The sequence below is a fragment of the Arthrobacter sp. Y3221159 genome (assembly GCF_059089885.1).
Genome location: NZ_JBNHFC010000046.1, coordinates 1 through 1,416, shown reverse-complemented (window position 1 = coordinate 1,416; position 1,416 = coordinate 1). Strand labels below are relative to the sequence as shown.

The window sequence follows — 1,416 nt, the reverse complement described above, 5'->3', positions numbered from 1 at the left end:
GCCGTGTACTGCCCGCGGTGGTGTTTTGTGCGGGCAGTACACGGTTCGGGGTGGGGTTATGCGATGGCTTCGCGGAGTTCTTTTGCTGCCAGGGCGGGGTCGGCTGCGCCGTAGATTGCGCCGCCGGCGACGGCGACGTCGGCGCCTGCTTTCTGGACGTCTGCGATGGTGGCGACTTTCACGCCGCCTGCGACGGAGAACGGCACGCGGGCTTCTGCTCCGGCGCGGAGCAGTCCGTTCAGGTCGAAGCCGGGCTTGGCCTGCTCGTCCAGGCCGGCGTGCATTTCGACGAACTTGGCGCCCAGGGCGCGGGCTTCCTTGGCGCGGGTGACCTTGTCCTCGACGCTGATCAGGTCAACGACGACGCCCTTGTTGTGGGCCTTGGCTGCCTTGACGGCGCCGGCGATCGTGGAGTCGTCGGCGGTGCCGAGCACGGTGACCAGGTCCGCGCCGGCCTTGAAGGCGATGTCTGCTTCAAGTTCACCGGCGTCCATGGTCTTCATGTCGGCGAAAACGATCTTGTCCGGGTGGGCTTCCTTGATGGCGGTGATCACGGAGAGGCCTTCGGCCTTGATCAGCGGGGTGCCGAGCTCGATGATGTCGACGTACTCGGCGACCTTGCCGGCCAGTTCGAGGGCGGCTTCGGTGGTCAGGAGATCGATGGCTACCTGGAGTTTCATGATGATGTTTCTTTCTGTAAGGGTACTGCGGTGGATGTGAAGGGAAACTAAAGATGCTGCTGGGGGTGTTTATTCGAGGTTGGCGTGCCGGAGCCAAAGCTCTTCGGCCGGCACGTCGGTGTTTTCCCACAGCGACTGGAAGAGCGCCTCGGTGGCCAGGAACAGGCTCTGTTCGAACAGGGACCCGGAGTACTGGCGCGAAACGCTGGAGCCGTGGTCGGTTTTTTGGGCGGCGGGAATGATCACTACCGTGTCCGCGAGCCGGGCCAGCGGCGAGTCCGGGTTGGTGGTGAACGCGGCAATCCGCGCCCCTGCTTTCGCCGCGGTTTCTGCTGACTTGACCACTCCCGAGGTCGTTCCCGACCCCGAAGCGACCAGCAGCAGATCCCCGGAGCCGATCGCGGGAGTGGTGGTGTCACCGGCAATATGGACCGTCAGGCCCAGGTGCATCAGCCGCATCGCCGCCATCCGCAGGACCAGCCCGCTGCGCCCGGCCCCTGCGGCGAATACCCGGCCCGGCTGGCCCAGCTGCGCGGCCAGGCCGGCCAGCTGGTGTTCATCGATCTTGGCCACCGTACCGGTGATCTCGTCCCCGACCAGGGACAGATTACGGACAATATCAACGTCCGTGCTGTGCACGGCAGGCGCCGTGGTGGTTGTAACAGTCACGATAGGACCCCTCTCAAACTATCCGGGCACCGGGACCTACGCCGCCCCGATGCATGCTCTCTGGTTG

The 1,416-nt window shown here is 65.0% G+C and carries 2 protein-coding genes; both read right to left on the bottom strand.

Annotated features, from left to right (window positions below; genetic code table 11):
• Window positions 1-56: 56 nt before the first annotated feature.
• Complete coding sequence (gene hxlA, locus AC5RT3_RS20575) at window positions 57-680, bottom strand: 3-hexulose-6-phosphate synthase (protein ID WP_115524978.1); 624 nt, start codon at window positions 678-680, stop codon at window positions 57-59.
• A gap of 69 nt (window positions 681-749) precedes the next feature.
• Window positions 750-1,349, bottom strand: a complete 600-nt coding sequence (hxlB, locus tag AC5RT3_RS20570) for a 6-phospho-3-hexuloisomerase (protein ID WP_494053869.1) — start codon at window positions 1,347-1,349, stop codon at window positions 750-752.
• Window positions 1,350-1,416 lie beyond the last annotated feature (67 nt).

What these genes read in the sequence shown, in the direction of transcription:
- hxlA (WP_115524978.1), bottom strand. Translation starts at nt 680, where the DNA reads ATGAAACTCCAGGTAGCCATCGATCTCCTGACCACCGAAGCCGCCCTC.